Source organism: Variovorax sp. GW821-FHT10D07 (assembly GCF_059415325.1).
In genome coordinates this window covers 21,376-39,233 of sequence record NZ_JBWKMZ010000022.1, presented here as the reverse complement: position 1 = coordinate 39,233, position 17,858 = coordinate 21,376, and the positions used below count along the sequence as shown (strand labels likewise).

Annotated in this window: 17 protein-coding genes; 10 read left to right on the top strand and 7 right to left on the bottom strand. The window is 70.5% G+C overall.

The window, feature by feature from the left end; all coding sequences use genetic code 11:
• Positions 1-27: 27 nt before the first annotated feature.
• On the top strand, positions 28-768 hold the full coding sequence (locus tag AC07PU_RS38595; RefSeq protein ID WP_495323175.1) for an IclR family transcriptional regulator: 741 nt from the start codon (positions 28-30) through the stop codon (positions 766-768).
• A gap of 9 nt (positions 769-777) precedes the next feature.
• Here the strand turns inward: AC07PU_RS38595 and AC07PU_RS38590 are convergent, their stop codons facing one another.
• Entirely contained in the window at positions 778-1,746 is a 969-nt protein-coding gene (locus AC07PU_RS38590) for a Bug family tripartite tricarboxylate transporter substrate binding protein (protein ID WP_495323174.1), read from the bottom strand.
• Positions 1,747-1,820: 74 nt separating this feature from the next.
• Complete coding sequence (hisC, locus tag AC07PU_RS38585) at positions 1,821-2,810, bottom strand: histidinol-phosphate transaminase (RefSeq protein WP_495323173.1); 990 nt, start codon at positions 2,808-2,810, stop codon at positions 1,821-1,823.
• Positions 2,811-3,114: 304 nt separating this feature from the next.
• Between hisC and AC07PU_RS38580 the strand changes: the two genes are divergently transcribed.
• Together AC07PU_RS38580 and AC07PU_RS38575 are read left to right on the top strand one after the other, a co-directional pair.
• Entirely contained in the window at positions 3,115-5,289 is a 2,175-nt protein-coding gene (locus tag AC07PU_RS38580) for a malate synthase G (RefSeq protein WP_495323172.1), read from the top strand.
• Positions 5,290-5,383: 94 nt separating this feature from the next.
• A complete protein-coding gene (locus AC07PU_RS38575; RefSeq protein WP_495323171.1) occupies positions 5,384-6,622 on the top strand; it encodes an MFS transporter in 1,239 nt (412 codons plus the stop codon).
• 3 nt (positions 6,623-6,625) lie between these two features.
• Here AC07PU_RS38575 and AC07PU_RS38570 read toward each other — a convergent pair whose 3' ends face one another.
• Both AC07PU_RS38570 and AC07PU_RS38565 read right to left on the bottom strand, forming a co-directional pair.
• Positions 6,626-7,402: a hypothetical protein gene (locus tag AC07PU_RS38570; protein ID WP_495323170.1), complete on the bottom strand. Its 777-nt coding sequence runs from the start codon at positions 7,400-7,402 to the stop codon at positions 6,626-6,628.
• 2 nt (positions 7,403-7,404) lie between these two features.
• Complete coding sequence (locus tag AC07PU_RS38565) at positions 7,405-7,620, bottom strand: hypothetical protein (protein WP_093350583.1); 216 nt, start codon at positions 7,618-7,620, stop codon at positions 7,405-7,407.
• Positions 7,621-8,123: 503 nt separating this feature from the next.
• Here AC07PU_RS38565 and AC07PU_RS38560 point away from each other — a divergent pair.
• Complete coding sequence (locus tag AC07PU_RS38560) at positions 8,124-8,633, top strand: fasciclin domain-containing protein (protein ID WP_296781751.1); 510 nt, start codon at positions 8,124-8,126, stop codon at positions 8,631-8,633.
• Between the two features lie 21 nt (positions 8,634-8,654).
• Here AC07PU_RS38560 and AC07PU_RS38555 read toward each other — a convergent pair whose 3' ends face one another.
• The gene (locus AC07PU_RS38555) at positions 8,655-9,611 is read right to left on the bottom strand and encodes a LysR substrate-binding domain-containing protein (protein ID WP_398495396.1); all 957 of its coding nucleotides are present in this window, start codon (positions 9,609-9,611) and stop codon (positions 8,655-8,657) included.
• Positions 9,612-9,692: 81 nt separating this feature from the next.
• Between AC07PU_RS38555 and AC07PU_RS38550 the strand changes: the two genes are divergently transcribed.
• Together AC07PU_RS38550 and AC07PU_RS38545 are read left to right on the top strand one after the other, a co-directional pair.
• Positions 9,693-10,010: a DUF2917 domain-containing protein gene (locus AC07PU_RS38550; protein WP_256222837.1), complete on the top strand. Its 318-nt coding sequence runs from the start codon at positions 9,693-9,695 to the stop codon at positions 10,008-10,010.
• A 153-nt stretch (positions 10,011-10,163) separates the two neighbouring features.
• Positions 10,164-10,991: an enoyl-CoA hydratase-related protein gene (locus tag AC07PU_RS38545; protein WP_296801685.1), complete on the top strand. Its 828-nt coding sequence runs from the start codon at positions 10,164-10,166 to the stop codon at positions 10,989-10,991.
• Between the two features lie 10 nt (positions 10,992-11,001).
• Here AC07PU_RS38545 and AC07PU_RS38540 read toward each other — a convergent pair whose 3' ends face one another.
• Entirely contained in the window at positions 11,002-11,913 is a 912-nt protein-coding gene (locus AC07PU_RS38540) for a DUF4261 domain-containing protein (protein ID WP_495323168.1), read from the bottom strand.
• A 200-nt stretch (positions 11,914-12,113) separates the two neighbouring features.
• Between AC07PU_RS38540 and AC07PU_RS38535 the strand changes: the two genes are divergently transcribed.
• On the top strand, positions 12,114-13,376 hold the full coding sequence (locus AC07PU_RS38535) for a 6-phosphofructokinase (RefSeq protein ID WP_495323167.1): 1,263 nt from the start codon (positions 12,114-12,116) through the stop codon (positions 13,374-13,376).
• Entirely contained in the window at positions 13,376-13,597 is a 222-nt protein-coding gene (locus AC07PU_RS38530) for a cysteine-rich CWC family protein (protein WP_495323166.1), read from the top strand. Before AC07PU_RS38535 ends, AC07PU_RS38530 begins: the two co-directional genes overlap by 1 nt.
• Here AC07PU_RS38530 and AC07PU_RS38525 read toward each other — a convergent pair.
• Complete coding sequence (locus AC07PU_RS38525) at positions 13,585-14,979, bottom strand: zinc-binding metallopeptidase family protein (protein ID WP_495323165.1); 1,395 nt, start codon at positions 14,977-14,979, stop codon at positions 13,585-13,587. The two genes, AC07PU_RS38530 and AC07PU_RS38525, sit on opposite strands and share 13 nt — an antisense overlap.
• A 157-nt stretch (positions 14,980-15,136) precedes the next feature.
• On the opposite strand from AC07PU_RS38525, the gene AC07PU_RS38520 reads away from it, so the two are divergent.
• Both AC07PU_RS38520 and AC07PU_RS38515 read left to right on the top strand, forming a co-directional pair.
• Positions 15,137-16,645 carry an MFS transporter gene (locus AC07PU_RS38520; RefSeq protein WP_495323164.1) on the top strand — a complete coding sequence of 503 codons (1,509 nt, stop codon included), beginning with the start codon at positions 15,137-15,139 and terminating at the stop codon, positions 16,643-16,645.
• Positions 16,646-16,716: 71 nt separating this feature from the next.
• Complete coding sequence (locus AC07PU_RS38515) at positions 16,717-17,853, top strand: ABC transporter substrate-binding protein (RefSeq protein ID WP_495323163.1); 1,137 nt, start codon at positions 16,717-16,719, stop codon at positions 17,851-17,853.
• Positions 17,854-17,858: the final 5 nt, after the last annotated feature.

Genomic DNA, 17,858 nt, shown 5'->3' with positions numbered 1-17,858 from the left:
ATCGCTGTCAAGCCACAGGCCCTGCCCATGCCCCGCAAAGCCCAGACTGAATCGATGTCCGACCGCGATGCCGCGCCCGGAGGCGCGGCCGCGGTCGACCGCGCCTTGAGCCTGCTCGGTGCCTTCCGCCCCGGCGACGAGGCGCTGTCGCTCGCGCAGTTCGCCGAGCGCACGCAGCTCTACAAGAGCACGGTGCTGCGCCTGCTGGCCTCGCTCGAGCACGCACGGCTGATCCGCCGCCAGGACGACGGCCGCTATGCGCTCGGTTCGGAGATCGCGCGGCTGCACGGGCTCTACGCGGCCGCGCAGTCGCTCGACCGCATCGTGCTGCCGGTGCTGCGCGCGCTGGTCGCGGCCACCGGCGAGAGCGCGGCCTACCACGTGCGGCAGCCGCAGGGCACGGGCTGGGTGCGGCTGTGCCAGTTCCGCGTCGATTCGCCGCAGGTGGTGCGCGACCACGTGCGTGCCGGCGACCTGCTGCCCAACGACCGCGGCGCGGGCGCGCGCGTGCTGATCGCCTGGGGGCCCGAGGCCGAGCTGCCGCGCGCCGCGGCCGAGCGCCGGCGCTACGAGGAGATCCGCGCGCTGGGCTTCTGCGCGCTGGTAGGCGACCGCAGCGCCGAACTCGCGGGCATCTCGGCGCCGGTGTTCCATGGCGACGGCCGCCTGGCCGCGGCGGTCACCTTGACCATGCCCGCGCATCGCTACGAAGCGCGCCATGCCGAGGCGGTGCTCTCGGCGGCGCGCGAGCTGACCGGGCTGGTCTGAGCGCCTCGCTCAGCCCTCGGCCTTGAAGCCCGAGTTCTTGATCGGCAGCTCCCACATCTTCAGGTGCGCCGCCTGCGTGGCCGCGAGTTCGGCCGGGCCGGCGTGCGTGGGCACCAGGCCCAGCGCGTAGATGCGCTCCTGCACGTCGGGCGCGCGCAGCGCCTCGGCCACGGCGCGGTCGAGGCGCTGCACCGTGTCGGCCGGCAGGCCGGCCGGGCCATAGAGGCCGAAGAAGGCATTGGCCGTGACGTCGATGCCGGCCTCCTTGAGCGTGGGCACCTCGGGCAGCGAGCGGTTGCGCTGCGCGCCGGTCATCGCGAGGATGCGCACCTTGCCCGCGCGGTGGTGCTCGATGGTCTCCGAGGCCGTGTCGACCATCAGCGGCACCTGGCCGCCGATCAGGTCCTGCGCGGCCGGCGCGCCGCCGCGGTAGGCCACGTGCGTCATCGGCACGCCCGAGGCCTGCGCCAGCAGCTGGCCCGCGAAGTGCGGCACCGTGCCCGCGCCCGAGGTCGCGTAGTTGGCCTTGGTGGGGTTGGCCTTCATCCAGGCCAGCACCGCCTTCAGGTCGCCGGCCGGCGCGCCGGGGCCGGCCGTGACCGCGAAGTCGAAGGTGCCCGCGAGCGCGACCGGCGTGAAGTCCTTGACCGGGTCGTAGCCGAGGCTCGGGTAGAGCCACGGATGGATCACCAGCGCGCCGCTCGGCGAGAACACCAGCGTGTTGCCGTCGGGCGCCGAGCGCTTGACCTCGGCGAGCGCGAGCCGGCCGGCCGCGCCGGGCTTGTTGTCGATGATGACGTTCTGGTTGAGCGTCACGCGCATCTTGTCGGCCAGCAGGCGCGCGACCACGTCGGCCGAGCCGCCGGGCGGGAAGCCCACCAGGATGCGCAGGGTGCGCTCCTGCGCGAAGGACCGCGGCGCGATGGCGGCGGCGGCGGCGAATGCAGCGGCCTGCGCTGCGAACTGACGGCGTTTCATGGGGGTCTGTCTCCTCGGGGGTGGATGGTCTGTCGCGTTGTTGTCGTGTCGTCGTCCCTGGATCTCTTCGTTCCTCAGCGCAAGGCGGCCAGCAACGCACGGTTCTGCTCGGGCAGGCCGACCGAGATGCGCAGCCATTCGCCCAGGCCGTAGTTGCCCAGCAGCGAGACCTCGATGCCCGCGGCCAGCAGCCGCGCATGCACCGCGGCGCTGTCGCCCACCTTCACCGCCAGGAAGTTGCCCGACGAAGGCAGATGCGCGAGGCCGAGTTCGTCGAAGCCCGCCGCGAGCTGCGCGCGCCCGGCGGTGTTGAGTTCGTAGCTGCGCGCGAGGAAGTCCGCGTCGCCCAGCGCGGCCGTGGCCGCGGCCAGCGCCGGCGTCGTGACGTTGAAGCGCGGGCGCTGCGCGTTCATGCGCGCGGCCAGCGCGGGCTGCGCCACGCCGTAGCCGATGCGCAGGCCCGCGAGGCCGAAGGCCTTGGAGAAGGTGCGCGCCACGATCAGGTTCGGCAGCCGCCGCGCCCAGCCGATGCTGTCGTAGCGCTGCGCGGGCGCGAGGTACTCGGTGTAGGCCTCGTCGAGCAGCACCGTCACGTGCGCCGGCACCGACTGCAGGAAGGCCTCGAGCGGCGCGGCCTCGATGAAGCTGCCGGTGGGGTTGTTGGGGTTGGCGACGAAGACCAGCTGCGTGTCCTCGCCGATCGCCGCGCGCATCGCGTCGAGGTCGTGGCCGAAGTCGCGCGCCGGCACCACGGTGGCGCGCGCATGGGCGTGCGCCGTGGCCTGGGCGTAGACCACGAAGCCGTACTGCGAATAGACCACGCTCTCGCCCGGCTTCAGGCTGACCTGCGCGGCCAGCTCGAGGATCTCGCTCGAGCCGCTGCCCAGCACCAGCCATTCGGGCGGCACGTCCAGGCGCGCGGCCAGCGCCTGCTTGAGCGCGCTGCCGTTGCTGTCGGGGTAGGTGCCGGCGCCCGCGAGCGCGTCGGCGGCCGCGCGGCGCGCCGACTCGGGCATGCCGAGCGGGTTTTCGTTGGAGGCCAGGAGGATCTTCGGGGCGGTCATGTCGTCGGTGCAAAAAGGCGGATTTATTTAAGAAGTTAAATTTATCCGGCCGGCCCGGCGCGGCCATCGGGGCCTACCCTTCCCGAAGCCGCGGGCCGGTGAACGCATTGCAGGCCGCGGGTGAACGCAATGACGGTGAGCGGCGCCGATTACATTCATTTTTGTCATCGATTAATCCCGCTTTGAGCTATTACTCTTCACTACGGTATGCAATAAAGTGGAGGTTATGGATCGCGCATGCGCGCGCCCCGAATCCGAATACACCCCACCGCATCGCTTTGCATTTCGTCCCCGAGGAGAAAACATGACCGCCCGCACTACCGCCCACGGACTCCAGGTCGCGACCGAACTCCACCGCTTCGTCGAGGAGAAGGTGCTGCCCGCCAGCGGCGTGGCCAGCGAGACCTTCTGGAAGGGTTTCGACGCCATCGTCACCGACCTCGCGCCCAGGAACGTGGCGCTGCTCGCCGAGCGCGACCGCCTGCAGAGCGAGCTCGACGCCTGGCACAAGAAGAACCCCGGCCCGATCGCCGACATGCCGGCCTACCGCGCCTTCCTCGAGAAGATCGGCTACCTGCTGCCGCAGCCCCAGGGCGCGAAGGCGACCACCGCCAACGTCGACGCCGAACTGGCACAGCAGGCCGGCCCGCAGCTGGTGGTGCCGATCCTCAACGCACGCTATGCGCTCAACGCCGCCAACGCGCGCTGGGGCTCGCTGTACGACGCGCTGTACGGCACCGATGCCATTCCCGAAACCGGCGGCGCCGAGAAGGGCAAGGGCTACAACCCCGTGCGCGGCGCCAAGGTCATCGAGTTCGCGCGCAACGTGCTCGACCAGGCCGCGCCGCTGGTCAACGGCTCGCACAAGAACGCCACCGGCTACAGCGTGAAGGACGGCCAGCTGGTCGTCGCGCTGCAGAGCAGCAGCACCGCGCTGGCCGATCCCGCGCAGTTCATCGGCTACCAGGGCGATGCCTCGGCCCCGTCGTCGGTGCTGCTCAAGCACAACGGCATCCACCTCGACATCCGCATCGACCGCTCCACCCCGATCGGCAAGAGCGACGCCGCCGGCGTCAGCGACCTGGTGCTCGAGGCCGCGCTGTCGACCATCCTCGACCTCGAGGACTCGGTGGCCGTGGTCGATGCCGCCGACAAGGTGGTCGCCTATGCGAACTGGCTCGGCATCGTGCAGGGCACGCTGACGGAAGAAGTCGCCAAGGGCGGCAAGACCTTCACGCGCGGCCTCAACCCCGACCGCGAATACACCGGCGCCAACGGCCAGCCGATCAAGCTGCATGGCCGCTCGCTGATGTTCCTGCGCAACGTGGGTCACCTGATGACCAACCCGGCCGTGCTGTACGACGGCGGCAAGGAGATCCCCGAAGGCATCCTCGATGCCGTGGTGACCACCACCATCGCGATGATCGACCTCAAGCGCAAGGGCAACTCGCGCACCGGCAGCATCTACATCGTCAAGCCCAAGATGCACGGCCCGGCCGAAGTGGCCTTCGCGAGCGAGCTGTTCGGCCGCGTCGAGCAGCTGCTGGGCCTGCCGGCCAACACCGTGAAGCTCGGCATCATGGACGAGGAGCGCCGCACCAGCGTGAACCTCAAGGCCTGCATCGCCGAGGCCGCCGCGCGCGTCGCCTTCATCAACACCGGCTTCCTCGACCGCACCGGCGACGAGATGCACACCGCCATGCAGGGCGGCCCGATGATCCGCAAGGGCGACATGAAGGCCAGCGCCTGGATCGGCGCCTACGAGAAGAACAACGTGCTGGTCGGCCTGTCGTGCGGCCTGCGCGGCAAGGCGCAGATCGGCAAGGGCATGTGGGCCATGCCCGACCTGATGGCCGCCATGCTCGAGCAGAAGATCGGCCATCCGAAGGCCGGTGCCAACACCGCCTGGGTGCCCTCGCCCACCGCCGCCACGCTGCATGCGCTGCACTACCACCAGGTCAGCGTGACCGCGGTGCAGCAGGAGCTCGAGAAGATCGACGCCGACGCCGAGCGCGACAACATCCTGAACGCGCTGCTGCAGGTGCCGATCGCCGCCGAAGCCAAGTGGACCGAGGCCGAGAAGCAGCAGGAGATCGACAACAACGTGCAGGGCATCCTGGGCTACGTGGTGCGCTGGATCGACCAGGGCGTGGGCTGCTCGAAGGTGCCCGACATCCACAACGTGGGCCTGATGGAAGACCGCGCCACGCTGCGCATCTCGAGCCAGCACATCGCCAACTGGCTGCTGCACGGCGTGGTCACCAAGGCGCAGGTCGACGAGACCTTCCAGCGCATGGCCAAGGTGGTCGACGAGCAGAACGCCGGCGACCCGCTGTACCAGCCGATGGCCGGCCACTTCGACAGCTCGGCCGCCTACAAGGCCGCGCAGGACCTGGTGTTCAAGGGCATCGAGCAGCCCAGCGGCTACACCGAGCCGCTGCTGCACGCCTGGCGCCTGAAGGTCAAGGGCGAAGCCTGATCGCCGAGCGAAGGACTCGCGAACCGCGGCGCCTTCGGGCGCCGTTTTTCATGGCTGGTTAGGATGCGTGCCGCTCTCCGTTTCCTGCTGTCCCATGACGTTCTCCCCGGCCCGCGCACGCTCGGCCACCTCGATGCTGATCGTGCTGGCCTCGGCCTTCGCGCTGAGCCAGGCCTTCCGCACCGTCGGCGCGATGATGGCCACGCCGCTCGCGCAGCACTTCGGCCTCACGGCGCAGGCGCTCGGCCTGTGGGCCGGCACCTTCCACTTCATGTTCGGCGCCACGCAGCTCGCGATGGGCGTCTCGATCGACATGTACGGCGTGCGCCGCACGGTGCTCACGGCCTTTCCGCTCGCGATCGCGGGCGCGGTGCTGTGCGCGCTGGCGCCGAGCTTCCATGCGCTGCTGCTCGGCCAGGCGATGATCGGCGTCGGCTGCGCGCCGGCCTTCCTGGCCTGCACCGTGTTCATCGCGCGCCACTTCGAGGCCGCGCGCTTCACCGCGATGTCGGGCCTGGTCATGAGCCTCGCGGGCCTGGGCATCCTGTTCACCGGCACGCCGCTGGCGCTGCTGATCGAGGCCGCGAGCTGGCGCGCGGGTTATGCCTGCCTCGCGGGCTTCGCGGTGCTGTCGTGGGGCTTCGTGTTCTGGCGCGTGCACGAGCCGCCGCATGCGCAGGCCACGCAGCGCCAGACGGTGGGCAAGGCGGTGCGCGAGCTGCTGCCGCTGTTCGCGATGCCGCACACGCTGGGCCTGCTGTGCTTCGCCTGCGTCTCGTACGCGGCCTTCATCACCTTGCGCGGCCTATGGCTCGGCCCGGTGCTGCACGACCGCCACGGGCTCTCGCTCGTGAGCAGCGGCAACGTGGCGCTGGTGATGACCGTCGCGGGCATGATCAGCCCGGCCCTGTTCGGCCGACTCGATCCCGGCGGCGCGCGGCGCGGGCGCTGGCTCATGGGCTGCGCCTCGGCGGCCGCGATCATGTTCGCGCTGATGGCGTTCACGCAGTCGCTGGCGGTCGACATCGGCCTGCCGATCCTCTACGGCCTGCTCTCGGGCTACTCGGTGCTGCAGTACTCGTACACGCGCGCCGCCTACCCAGCCGCGATGACCGGGCGCGCGCTGTCGCTGCTCAACATGGCGATGTTCCTCGGCGTCTCGCTGATGCAGTGGACCACCGGCGTGGCCGCCTCGTGGGCGGCCACGAACGGCGTCGAGCCGTTCCGCGCGGTGTTCCTCACCATCGCGCTGATGCTGGCCGCGGGCACCACGGCCTTCCTGCTGCTGCCGCGCGCGCACGAACGCACGGGCGCGATCGCCGCGGGACGCTGAGGCTCAACCGAGCCGCGAGCGCACCTCCACCCGGCCCAGCCGGCGCATGCCTTGCGCGTACACGTGCGGCCGGCCGTACATGGCCTGCGCATCGGTGCTGCCGAAGGCCGGCGCCTCGCAACCCTTGCGCGTGACGAAGCAGCGGCGCAGCACGTCGTAGCGCCGCGGCTCGGCCTCGCCGCCGCGCGCCTCGGGCAAGCGCGCGAGCCTCACCTCCCACCAGGCGCCATCGATGCGGTGCCACTGCGTGACGGCATCGATGACGTGATAGGGCGCATAGGGCCGCACCGTGTCGCGGCTGCCATAGCGCTCGGCCCACTCGGCCTTGCGCTGCTGCTTCGCGCGCTGCAGGTGGCGGTTGGGCAGCAGGATGCCCGTGCCGGGATGCACGAACAGCTCCACCGACGCCGACTCGCGCAACGGCACCATCCGCTGCTGCCACATGCGGCCCGGCACCCACACCTCGCCCTCGCGCAGCTCGGCCTGGCGTTCGACGAACTGGTCGATGTGCACGAAGATGTGCGCCTGCACCGTGTTGCGCCGGTCGATGCCTTCGCAGAGTTCGCTCCACACCTTGTCCCAGGGCCGATGCACCTGCTTGTGCAGCCAGCGCTTGAGCGGCTGCAGGTTCTCGCTGAGCCACTTGGGGCGCTGGTAGCCGCGCCGCATGCCCAGGTGCGAGCCGCGCTCGGGGCTGTTGCGCCAGGGGCGGCCGTCGCCCTGCACGCGCCAGCCGCCGCGCGGGCGTTCGACGATCACCTTGTCCATGTCTTCACGCATGGTCAGTCCTCCTTCAGTCCGCGCGCCGCCTTCTGCAGCGCGACCTTCTGCGCGCGCCGCTCGGCGCGATGCGTGCGCAGGTGGCGGCCCGCACCCTGGCTGGATGCGCGGCGTGCCATCGCGGCCACGACGGGATTGCGCGGGGCTTCGCCCGGCACCGAGAAATAGAACCGGCCCAGACGCTTCTCGTCGTCGCGGGCCTTTCGCTGAGCACTCATGTGCACACACTCCGGATCAAAAACAAAAAGGCCCCGGCGAACGTTTGCGCGCGGGGCCCTTGTCGATACGGCCGCGGCGGGATGCGTGGATGCACATCCGGCCGGGGCGGTCGGTGTGCGGTCAGGAGTTCAGAGAACGGTTCATTGAAGTGGTGGGGCGCCCGGGAGGTCGATCGTCGCCGTGCGCGCGTGAAGGAAAAACTGTCGCTGAAAAATGAAGGCCGGATTCTGGCGAGGCCGCGCGCGGCGCGCAAGACCGTTGTGCAACGCTGTGGCGCGAAGGCGACGTGTCCCATGCGCCGGCAGCGAAGAAAAAAACCGGCGCGCGAATCCAGCCGCGCATGTGCCCCGTACTGGTCTCAAGCGCATCGCGCCTCCGCGCTGTTGGCGGTTCCACAGACACACGGCGGTGCGCGCATGGCGCACTCCTCAAGGAGACCTTCATGAAGAAACTCGTCATCGCACTCGGTGTCTCGGTCCTGCTCGGCGCTTGCGCGGGCGGCATGGGCATGGGTGGCAGCAGCAACACGAACACGCCCATGGTCGGCGGCGCACCGATGTATCCCACGAAGGACATCGTCGACAACGCGGTGAATTCGAAGGACCACACGACGCTGGTCGCGGCGGTGAAGGCCGCGGGCCTGGTCGACACGCTCAAGAGCCCCGGCCCGTTCACCGTGTTCGCACCGACCAACGCGGCCTTCGCCGCGCTGCCGCCCGGCACGGTCGACACGCTGCTCAAGCCCGAGAACAAGGGCACGCTGACGACGGTGCTGACCTACCACGTGGTGCCCGGCCGCATGGACAGCGCCGCGCTGATGAACGCGATCAAGGCCGGCGGCGGCAAGGCCACCCTGAAGACCGCGAGCGGCGGCACGCTGACCGCGATGATGAGCGGCAGCAACGTGCTCGTGACCGACGCGAAGGGCGGCACCGCGATGGTGACGATCGCCGACGTCTACCAGTCGAACGGCGTGATCCACGTCGTGAACAAGGTGCTGCTGCCGGGCTGATCGCCCGCCGGCGCGGCGTGCTCAGGCGCGCTGCGCTGCTTCGGCCTCTTCGGCCTCCTCGCGCAGCCACTGCGCGAACTCCAGCGCGTCGCGGTTGCCCGCGGCACGCCGCGAGGTCTCGACGAAGTAGCCGCGCTGCGAGGCCGCACCCTCGCCCAGCGGCGCCACCAGCCGACCCTCGCGCATCAGCTCGCGCAGCAGCGGCAGGCGCCCGATCACCACGCCCTGCCCCGCCACCGCCGCGCCCACCGCGTCGGCGTACTGCGTGAAGCGCAGCGTGCTCTTCATGCGCAGGTCGTGCAGCCCCATCACCTTGAGCCAGGGTTCCCAGTCGATCGTGGGTGCTTCGCTGTGGTCGGGGTACTCGACCGTGAGCAAGGTGAGGTTCGCGAGATCGGCCGGCTTGCGCAGCGACTTGGCAAGCGCGGGCGAGCACAGCGGCACCACGCTCTCCTCGAACAGCGCCGGCCCCTTGCCGCGCGAGACCGGCATCAGCCGCACCGCCACGTCGACGCGGCTGCGTTCGAGGTCGAGCACCTCGAGCGTGGCCGACACGCGCACATCGACCTGCGGATGGCTGCCGGTGAAGCGCGCGAGCCGCGGGATCAGCCACAGCGAGGCGAAGCCCGGCGTGGTGGTGATCGCGACCTGGCGCGGCGCCGAGCCGGCGCGCACGCGCGCGGTGGCATCGCGCAGCCGCTCCAGGCTGTCGGTGACGGCGCGCTGCATCACGCCACCGGCCTCGGTCAGCACCAGCGCGCGATGGCGGCGCTCGAACAGCAGCACGCCCAGGCTGGCCTCGAGCTGCTGGATCTGCCGGCTCACGGCCGACTGCGTGAGGTGCAGCTCGGTCGCGGCGAGCGTGAAGCTCAGCCGGCGCGCGGCCGCCTCGAAGCTGCGCATGAGTTCCAGCGGCGGCAGGTCGACCACGCTCTGGGGCTGGGCCGGCGAGGCCTTCTTTGCATTCTCGATACGCATGCAATGAGTTCCAAAAGACCGTTTGTAAAGGACTGGGCGCTCAATATATTCATTCGCATGACGAATGCAATGGAGCTTGCCATGAGCACCCCCTTCCCTTCCTGCTTCCAGCTCAGCCTGCCGGCGCGCGCGGTCTTCGCCGTGGCCGATGGCGCCGGCGTGGGTATCGAATGCCGCAGCGGCTCGGTCTGGGTCACCCTGGACCGCGATCCGCGCGACATCGTGCTCGAGCCCGGCGAGCGCTTCGAGGGCACCGAGCACCGCCGCATCCTGGTGTCGGCGCTCGAGCCCGCGCGCATCACGGTGTCGGACGCGCAGCCGGCCGCGATCCCGCTGCCAGTGCCCGCGCGCCGGCGGTCGCCTTGGCGACTGCTGCCCCACGGGTTGTCCCCGGCTTGACCCTGGCCCCCCAGCATCGAACCATCGATGCCAGGGAACCGGAGCACGCCAGCCAGCGCCGCCCCGTCGACGGGCGGCTTTTTCTTTGGGCGCCGTGCACGGTCATCCATTCCCGCCGAACATCCGAGCCGACGAACACGTGGAGAGATTCCGATGACGCAGCAGCCACCACAGGACCCGGGCGCGCAGCCCTGCGTGCTCTACGCGCTCGACGAGGGCATCGCCACTCTCACGCTCAACCTGCCGGCCAAGCTCAACCCGCTGGCGATCGAGCTGCAGCAGGAATTGCGCGCCCACCTCGAACGCATCCGCGACGACCGCGCCGTGCGCGCCCTGATCCTCACGGGCGCGGGCAAGGCCTTCTGCGTGGGCGCCGACCTCAGCGCGATGCGCCCGCCGCAGGACGGCAAGACGCTCGGCGACCAGACCGCCGAGTGGATGCAGTCGCTGAGCAACCCGCTGATCGAGACGCTGCAGTCGATGCCGATCCCCGTGGTGGCCGCCGTCAACGGCGCGGCCGCCGGTGCCGGCGTGGGCCTCGCGCTCGCGGCCGACATCACGCTGGCGGCGCGCAGCGCCTACTTCTACCTGCCCTTTTTGCCCAAGCTCGGCATCGTGCCAGACCTGGGCTGCACCTGGGCCATTCCGCACCGCGCGGGCCGGGCGCGCGCGATGGGCATGGCGCTGCTCGACGAGCGGCTCGGCGCCGGGCGCGCGGTGCAGTGGGGCCTGATCTGGGGCTGCGTGGACGACGAGAACCTGATGGCCGAGGCCCGCGAGACCGCGCAGCGCCTCGCGCGCCTGCCCGCGCACGCCGTGACCGAGGCGCGCGCCGCCTTCGCCGCGGCCGAGCGCCACACGCTGCCCGAGCAGCTGCACTACGAGAGCGAGCGCCAGCGCGAGCTGATCGAGCGAGCGACCTTTCGCGAGGGCGTGAGCGCGTTCCTGCAAAAGCGCGCGCCGGAGTTTCCGGGGCGCTGAGCGGCGCGCCTCAGTGCGGCCGCTGGTTGATCTCGTCCGCGCCGATCACCTCGACCACCAGCACCGGACCGGGACCGTCGAGGAAGTACTCGGTTGCCAAGGGCGCGCGCAGCCGCAGGAAGCTGTTCTTGTCGGCCTGCATGGTGTGGCCCGCGCCCAGCTCGGCGCCGCTGTCGATCAGGTACCGCAGCACGTTGCTGAACATCTGGAAGTAGATCTCGCCCTCGTGATGGCCTTCGGCCAGCACGGCGAGGTCGGCGTGGCCGAAGCGATCGGCGCCATAGGTGCGCATCCACACGCCCTGCACGCCCTCGACCTCGTACTTGACGAAGCCGCAATACAGCGCGGTCAGGTCCAGGTAGCGCAGCAGTTCGATGCGATCGCCCTCGACCTCGGCATCGAACACCGCCGCGGGCAGCGAGGTACGTGCCGCTTCATTGAGCACCGCGAGCGCGCCGAGTCGGGCCAGCGCGCCGGCCACGGTCGCGAGCGCCACGTACTGCTCGAGCACCGAGGCCTCGTACCCCCCGTAGTAGAGGATCACATGGCCCCGGTGCGCGCGCACCTGCGCCTTCAGCGCTTGCGGATAGTGCGCAGGCGCCACGCAGTTCTCGAGCGCCTCGGCCTGCATCGGCGCGTCGAAGCCGACCATGCGCACCACGTGCTTCTTCCATCCCGCCAGCGCGATGAAGGGACCGGGATCGGGAGAGATCTCGCTGCGCGCATCGGCGGTCGAGGCATGGAAGCCGCGCAGTGCCTGGCCGAACGCGGCGATGTCGAGCTGCAGCGGCTGCGCGAACACCACGGTCAGCGCAACGGGGTTCTCGACGTCGGGATTCGCCGCCAGCGCGCCGACGTCATGGGCGTCATCGGCGTCGGCGGACTCGCTCTTGCGGCCGAAGAAGCGAGAAAAGATGCTCATGCATGAACTCCAGACAGGGTCAGGTGTGCAACAAGATGGGCAGCGACGCGAGGCGATGCACGACGCTTTCATGCACGCGGCGTAGGGTGCGAGGCTGCACGACGCACTGTAATCGCGGACGGTGACGACACGTGCCGGTTGGCCGCCCGACGGCGACTGCGCCAGAATGCCTCTCTCCTCTCCGCGCGAAGGAACCCCGCATGCCCACGAACCCCACCAATGCCTTCTACGCCCAGTCGGGCGGTGTCACCTCGGTCATCAATGCCTCGGCCTGCGGCGTGATCGAGACGGCGCGCCGACATCCCGATCGCATCGGCCGGGTCTATGCCGGGCGCAACGGCATCATCGGCGCGCTGACCGAGGACCTGATCGACACCGGCGCCGAGCCGGCCGAGGCCATCGCCGCGCTGCGCAGCACGCCCGCGGGCGCCTTCGGCTCCTGCCGCTACAAGCTTAAATCGCTCGAGAAGAACCGGCGCGAGTACGAGCGGCTGATCGAGGTCTTCAAGGCGCACGGCATCGGCTACTTCTTCTACAACGGCGGCGGCGATTCGGCCGACACCTGCTTCAAGGTGAGCCAGCTCTCGCAGTCGATGGGCTATGCGCTGCAAGCCATCCACGTGCCCAAGACCATCGACAACGACCTGCCGCTGACCGACTGCTGCCCGGGCTTCGGCTCGGTCGCGAAGTACGTGGCGGTGTCCACGCTCGAGGCCTCGTTCGACGTGCGCTCGATGGCCGCCACCTCGACCAAGGTGTTCGTGCTCGAGGTGATGGGCCGGCACGCGGGCTGGATCGCGGCGGCCGGCGGCCTCGTGGCCGACCAGGGCATTCCGGTGGTGGTGCTGTTCCCCGAGATCGAGTTCGACAAGACACGCTTCCTCGCGCGCGTCGATGCGCTGGTGAAGCAGCACGGCTACTGCTCGGTGGTGGTGTCCGAGGGCTGCCACCATCCCGACGGCACCTTCCTCGCCGAGCAGGGCACGCGCGACGCCTTCGGCCATGCGCAGCTCGGCGGCGCGGCGCCCGTGGTGGCGCAGATGGTGAAGGACGCGCTGGGCCACAAGTTCCACTGGGCGGTGGCCGACTACCTGCAGCGCGCGGCGCGTCACATCGCCTCGGCCACCGACGTGCGCCAGGCCTACGAACTCGGTCAGCGCGCGGTCGAGCTCGCGCTCGAGGGCCACAACGCGGTGATGCCGACGATCGAGCGCACCTCCGACCTGCCCTATGCCTACGCCATCGGCAGCGCGCCGCTGGCCTCGGTGGCCAATGTCGAGAAGCCGATGCCGCGCGACTTCATCTCCGACGACGGCTACGGCATCACCGAGAAATGCCGGCGCTACCTGCTGCCGCTGATCGAGGGCGAGGACTACCCGGCCTACCGCGGCGGCCTGCCGGTCTACGCCACGCTGAACAACGTGGCCGTGCCGAAGAAGCTGCCGCCGTTCGAGCTCGCGTGATGGCGAACACGGTGCAGGCGCTCGACGCCACGCGCTGCCCGCTGTGCGGCGAAGCGAACCGCTGCGCGATGGAGATCGAGCGCGAGACCGGCCAGCCGCAGCCGCCGTGCTGGTGCATGGCGGTGGATTTCTCGCTGGCGCCACTCGAGCGCCTGCCCGAGGCGCTGCGCGGCCAGGCCTGCATCTGCGCGCGCTGCGCGGCGGGCGCTCAGGGCGACTGAACCGCGGGCTGGGCCGGCGCCTCAGCCGTCTGCCCTTGCGACTGCTGCTGTCCCTGCACCTGCGTCTGCTCCTGTGCCTGCTCCTGCGCTTCCGCAGCGGCCTCGGCCGCCGCCTCCACGTCCTGCGCCGTCACCAGCGAAGGCCCGCCGTCGCCGCGCAGCTCGGTCACCACGCAGTGGATGAACTGCAGCTTGCCGACCGCGGTGCGCGGCAGCACGAAGGGATAGAAGTCGGGCTGGCCCATGCTGCGCGACAGCTCGTTGAGCACGTTGGTCAGCCGCACCCAGCTGTTGATGAAGTCGAGGAATTTCGCGGCCTCGGGATGCTCGGGCCGCCACAGGTCCTCGGGCGTGAAGAGGTCGCTCGTGAGCTCGACGTTGGTGGCATCGACGCCGAAGCTCATCGCGGTGTCGGCCGAATCGGCCATGTGCAGGTAGTGGGCCCAGGTCTCGGCCCAGTCCTCCCACGGATGCATGCTGGCGTAGCTGCTCACCAAGCGCTGCGCCCAGTCGGGCGGCGGGCCCTGGTTGTAGTGCTGCTGCAGCGCGGCGCCGTAGTCGGCGCGCTCGTCGCCGAACAGCGTGCGGAAGTCCTCGAGCCAGGCCGAGGGCAGCACCAGCAGGTCCCAGTAGTAGTGGCCGATCTCGTGGCGGAAGTGGCCCACCAGCGTGCGGTAGGGCTCGCGCATCTCGGTGCGGATGCGCTCGCGCACCGCGTCCTCGGCCTCCTCGGCATTGAGGGTGATGATGCCGGTGTCGTGGCCGGTCATCACGTGCGGGCCGCCCGGCACGTTGCTCAGGAAGTCGAAGGCCAGGCCATGCACCGGATCGGCATGGCGGCTCACCACCGGCAGCCGCAGCGCGAGCAGCTGCGAGATCAGGCGCCGCTTGGCCTGCTCGAGCTTGCGCCAGAGTTCGTCGTTGCCGGCCACCGAGAGATCGGGAATGGTGCGCGTGACGCTGCAGGCCAGGCAGTAGCCGGGCGCGAGGCCGTGCGTGTCGGGCGCGAGCGCCTGGCCGGGGCGCGCCACCGGCACCATCCAGTTGCAGGCCGCGGGCGTCATCAGGTTGGCGCAGCGGCGGTAGGTCGGGCCCTGCGGGTCGCCGAAGATCGTGTAGCTGTCGGGCTCGGCGACGGCGTTGCCGCTGGCGTCCTCGGCCGCAGCGGGCGCGAGCGGCACCACGCCGAGGCTGTCCTCCACGTAGCCCAGCGGCGTGTGGCAGGCCAGGCATTCGCTGTTGCGCAGGAACACGGGCCGGCCGCACTGGCAGCGGTAGGCGCGCGTGACGGTGGGCGCGGCGAGCTCGGCGGCCAGGGTGGTCGCGCCCTCGGCGAACTCGGGCGTCGTTTCGTCGTTCGTCGCGGGGGGAGAGTGATCCATGGTCGTCTTTGTGTAATGTCGGCGGAGGGTCGGATGCGGGACAGCCCGGGCATTGTGGAGCCGCCTTCGATGCGGCCCGCCGCGCAAAGCCCGATATGCTTGTAGGACGACGGGCCCGGCATCGCCGACCTTCACGCCCGCCGCTCCCCCACCGCCGATGACCCACCACGAGACGCCCGAAGCCGCCACGCCGGCCCCGACACCCGCCATGGGCCCGCTGCGCGCGCGCTACGGCGAACGCTACCGCTGGTACCTGCTGCTGTCGGTGATGGTCGGCACCATGGCGTCGATCATGTCCTCGACCATCGTCAACGTGGCGATCCCCGGCATGAGCCACCACTTCTCGCTGGGCCAGGAGCGCGCCCAGTGGGTGAGCTCGGGCTTCATGGTGGCGATGACGGTCTCGATGCTCACCACGCCCTGGCTGCTGGCGCGCTACGGCTACCGGCGCACCTACGTGGGCACGATGCTGCTGCTGCTGGCCGGCGGTGTCGCGGGCGGCATGGCCAACGATTTTTCGCTGGTGCTGCTGGCGCGCGTGGCCGAGGGCCTGGCCGCGGGCGTGGTGCAGCCGATCCCCGCGATCATCATCCTGCGCGCCTTCGAGCCCCACGAGCAGGGCCGCGCGAGCGGCATCTTCGGCATGGGCGTGGTGCTGGCGCCGGCCATCGGCCCGAGCATCGGCGGCGTGCTGGTCGACCTGTTCGGCTGGCGCTCGATCTTCTACATGGTGGTGCCGTTCTGCCTCGCTTCGCTGTGGCTGGCCTACAAGTTCGTGCCGACCACCGCGCCCGGCGGCGCGGTCGCGGCGCGCAGCGGCGGGCTCGACGTGCGCGGCCTCGCGCTCGGCACCGTGGGCACGCTGTGCCTGCTCAACGGGCTGGTGGCGCTGCGCGGCGATTCGCCGCTCGAGGCGGCCGCGCTGCTGGGCGGCGCGCTCCTCTCGTTCGGGCTCTTCATCTGGTGGCAGCGGCGGCTGGCGGCCGCGGGCGGCACGCCACTGATGAACCTCGCGCTGTTCGGCTACCGCCAGTTCGCGATGGGCAGCGTGGTCGCCTTCATCTACGGCACCGCGCTGTTCGGCTCCACCTACCTGCTGCCGGTCTACATGCAGGTCGGGCTGCACCTCTCGGCCTCGCACGTGGGCACGATCCTGCTGCCGGCCGGCTTCGTGCTGGCGGCCACCATCGCGGGCGTGGGCCGGCTGGCCGACCGGCAGCCGACCTGGGCGCTGGTGAGCATCGGGCTGGCGCTGCTGGCGGCCTCGTTCGCGCTGATGATGGTGCTGCGCGCCGACAGCGCGCTGTGGCTGCTGGTGGCGTTCGCGATCGTCGGGCGCATCGGGCTGGGCTTCATCCTGCCCTCGCTGAACCTGGGCTCGATGCGGCCGCTGGCCAAGCCGCTGATCCCGCAGGGCGCGAGCGCGATCAACTTCGTGCGCATGCTCGGCGGCGCGGCCGGCGTGAGCCTGTGCGCGATCGTGCTCGAGTGGCGGCTGGCGGCGCACGGCGATTCGCTCGCCAACCCGCAGACCAGCCCGGCGCGGCTGGCGGCCTTCGACGAGGTGTTCGCGATGCTGGCCGGCCTGTGCGCGCTCGCGATCTGCGCGGCCTGGCAGCTGCGCATCCGCGCGAATCCCGGCGACGCGCCCCGCAAGCCGGGGTAAACCCCTGCGGGCAAACACGCGCCCATCGATTTCAATTGTTATCAGTTGTATCGATTGGACGGTTTTCTCCCATGCATCGTCGGAACTTCATGGCCGCCTCGGCGGCCGCGGCCAGCCTTGGCCTTTTTTCCGTGGCCCGCGCGGCCGAGAACGGGGTCACTGACACCGAGGTGGTGCTCGGCCACACCGGCATCCTGAGCGGCCCGCTGGGCGCGCCGATCAAGGTGGTGATGGCCGGCGCCGGGCTGGCGTTCGACGCCGTCAACGCGCAGGGCGGCGTCTCGGGCCGCAAGATCCGGCTGGTGTCGCTCGACGACGAGCTCTCGCCCGAGAAAGCGGTGGCCAACTACGAGAAGCTGCTCGGCGAGCACCGCGTGTTCGCGTTCTTCGGCTGCGTCGGCTCGGCCACCACCGCGGCCGCGGCCAAGGTGCTGTCGCAAAGCGGCGCGCCGATGGTCGCGGGCTACGCGGTGTCGGATTCGGCGCGCGAGAAGGTCATGGGCTCGGGCTACTTCGTGCGCGCCACCTTCGCGCGCGAGGCGCAGGCGCTGGTGCAGCACCTCACGACCATCGGCGTGACGCGCATCGCCTCGGCCTGCCTCGACAACCCGGGCGGCGCCGAGGTCACGAAGCTGGTCGAGGCCGCGCTCGCGGCACACCAGCTCAAGCCGGTGGCGGCCGTGGCGGTCAAGGGCGATGGCTCGACCAACGCCGCCATGGGCAAGGCGCTGGCCGACAGCAAGGCGCAGGCGGTGATCATGTACCTGGGCGGCGCCATCGGCGGCGAGGTGATGAAGAGCGCCTGGGACGCGGGCGGGCGCCAGATGTTCTACGGCATGTCGATCGTGCCGGGCGACGTCACGGCCAAACTGGTGGGCGACAAGACCAGCGGGCTGGCGATCTCGCAGGTGGTGCCCTATCCCTGGAGCGAGGTCGAGCCGGTGGCGCGCGACTACCGCCAGCTCGCCGAGCGTGCCAAGGTCGACATCGGCTACCTGAGCTTCGAGGGCTACGTGAACGCGCTGGTGATGATCGAGTCGTTGCGCCGCGCCGGGCGCGACCTCACGCGCGCGCGGCTGCATGCGGCGCTCAAGGCGATGAAGCTGCGCATCGCCGGCATGGAGCTCGACTTCACCGGCGCCAGCAACACCGGCTCGCGCTTCATCGAGATGGTCCGCGTGACCAAGGAAGGCCGCTTCCTGCGCTGACGCGG